The organism is Prevotella sp. P5-126, assembly GCF_002251185.1.
Classification (GTDB): domain Bacteria; phylum Bacteroidota; class Bacteroidia; order Bacteroidales; family Bacteroidaceae; genus Prevotella.
This window is the reverse complement of record NZ_NPIZ01000102.1, coordinates 1-2611: the sequence shown is the minus strand read 5'-3', so window position 1 is coordinate 2611 and position 2611 is coordinate 1. Positions and strand designations below refer to the sequence as shown.

2 protein-coding genes are annotated in these 2611 nt (G+C 36.7%); both read left to right on the top strand.

The features are described from left to right. Nucleotides 1-1114, top strand: a 1114-nt coding sequence (locus CIK90_RS14275) for a lipopolysaccharide biosynthesis protein (RefSeq protein ID WP_158216066.1), incomplete at its 5' end; no start/stop codon positions are given. 270 nt (nt 1115-1384) lie between these two features. Next, on the top strand, nt 1385-2581 hold the full coding sequence (locus CIK90_RS11755) for a Coenzyme F420 hydrogenase/dehydrogenase, beta subunit C-terminal domain (protein ID WP_094465570.1): 1197 nt from the start codon (nt 1385-1387) through the stop codon (nt 2579-2581). Nucleotides 2582-2611 lie beyond the last annotated feature (30 nt).

The following is a 2611-nucleotide window of genomic DNA, read 5'->3' as shown; positions in this document are numbered from 1 at the left end:
TATTTATATACCATATAATGCGCTTATTGTTGCTTACGAAAGAATGAGCGCCTTTGCTTATATCTCTATTGTGGAGGCAGTACTCAAGTTGCTTATTGTCTATATTTTGACATTGTTTGATTTTGACCGTCTGATAACTTATGGAGCTTTAATGCTAACTGTGCAGCTTACAATACGGTTTTTATACACATTGTATTGTAACCATTATTTATCCGAAGTTAAGTTTACCTGGAGAATACAAAAAAAGACAGTAAAAAAAATCAGTAGTTTTGCAGGAAGTAGTGTTTTGGGAAATATATCTTATATTTCATATACCCAAGGATTGAATATTATGTTGGGCATGTTCTATTTGCCAGTTGTAAACGCGGCTAGGGGCATAGCGATGCAGGTACAAGGTGCTGTACTTTCATTTGTTTCTAGTTTTCAGACTGCAATTAATCCACAGATAACAAAGACTTATGCCGTCGGTGATTTAAAAGTTATGCATGATCTGATTTTCAGGAGTTCCCGGTTTTCTTTTTATCTTTTGATGTGTGTGACCTTACCGTTGATTTTAGAGACATCTACTGTTTTGAAGTTGTGGTTAGGTATAGTTCCTGATTATACTGTTATTTTTGTACGTCTGATTCTATTGACTACATGGATTAATTCAATTGCCAATCCATTAATTGTTTCAGTTAAGGCTTCAGGCAAGGTTTGGCAATATGAAAGTGTCGTTGCAATAATACTCTTGTTAGTTCTTCCCATTTCTTATGTGTTTTTATATATAGGGTTTGATGCTTGGATTGTTTTTGTTGTGCATTTAATTATGGAAGTCGTAGCACAAACTGCTCGAATCACAATCTCTAGCCGTTTGGTGGGATTCCTCTTACATGACTACATAAAACTTGTTCTAATGAAAATACTATATACTTGTTTTGTTGGAAGTTTAATCCCATTAATCCTTTATTGGTGTCTTCCTGAAGGAATGGCAACCTTCTTCATAATAAGTGTTGTCAGCGTACTTTCATCCATCATTTCTGTGTATTTCGTTGGTTTGACAAAGGAGGAATTTTATTATTTTAATAATAAGATACTCAGTCTATTAAGGAAGGCTGCTCAAATAAACAGATAGTATTACGTATGATATATGAACGGTTAAATAATTAGATTGAAGTTCAGCACTCTTTATAATCACATTACAATAATGTGTGTTTTGATGGATAAATAAATATGTTCAGTAATTTGCTCTTTTCCAAAAGCCCACAACAATGCCCCATGGGGCGTGATGGCTTTGCATAAAGGAAGTGTCCCTTCACTTCGTAACGACCACACTATCTTAGAAAGGGAAGTAAATTACCACACTGTCAAACAAAGGGTGAAAAAAATCAAATAATAAATATCAATGAATAAAAATATATCAAACATACACGATTGTTATGGCTGCGGCGTTTGCGCTACGGTCTGTGCAAAGCAGATAATCAGCATTGAGCTGAATGGAGACGGGTTCTATGAACCACGCATCTCAGATGAATCTAAATGCTCAAGTTGCGGATTATGCCTCGAAGTCTGTGCCTACTATCATGATGACTTGTCTTTGAAAGACAGATGCATAAAGAGTTATGGAGCATGGAGCAAGGACGAGGCAGTGCGCAGAAAGTGCAGCAGCGGTGGAGGGGGCTTTGAACTTGGACGCATACTCATTGGTGAGGGATATAAGGTTTGTGGAGTGAGATACAATGCGGAGGCCAACAGGGCGGAGCATTATATTGCAACTACTGTTGAGGAACTGATACAGTCCATTGGTTCGAAGTATATCCAAAGCTATACGGTTGACGGATTCAAGGCTATCGACCGCAAGCAGAAATATCTTGTCACAGGCACTCCTTGCCAAATAGATTCATTCAGGCGAATGATACGAAAGTTTAAATGCGAGGATAATTTTGTTCTTCTCGATTTCTTCTGTCATAGCGTGCCGTCGATGTTGGCATGGCGAGCGTACATCAAAATGTTGGAACCAAAGATTGGCAAAGTAACGTATGCATCTTGGAGAAACAAATTTGAATACGGTTGGCACGACAGTTGGCTAATGGGAATGGATGGTGAAAAGACATCAAGTCCAATAAACTGGCATGATAGTTATAACATGTTAATAAGGGAAAAAAAAACTTTCATACAATCCCGATGGTCTAAAGGTGATTGGTTCTATAGAATGTTTCTTGGTGATTATTGCTCAGGGAAACACTGCCAGGAGCGTTGCAAATACAAATATGACAAATCTTCGGCTGATATTAGGATTGGTGATCTATGGGGTAAAACTTATGCCAAAGATGAAAAAGGAGTAAGTGCATTAATAGCATTTACTCAAAAGGGTAAAGAAATTATAGAAGGTATGCAAAATATAACTCTTGTTGAGCATCCCTTTGAAATAGTTGCCGAAGGTCAGATGAAAACAAATGTTATAGCAAACCGACAATATAAGTTAGTTATGTTTTTGTTACGACATAATATTAATTTAAGTTGCAGAATGTGGAACATACTGTTATATTCAGAGAACTTGCCTTTTAGAATAATAGGAAGATTAAAAAGAATGATGAGATGAAAAAAGTAGGATTATTAACAATGCACAGGG

Coding starts and splice junctions, on each gene's coding strand:
- CIK90_RS11755 (WP_094465570.1), top strand. CDS start 1,385: ATGAATAAAAATATATCAAACATACACGATTGTTATGGCTGCGGCGTT.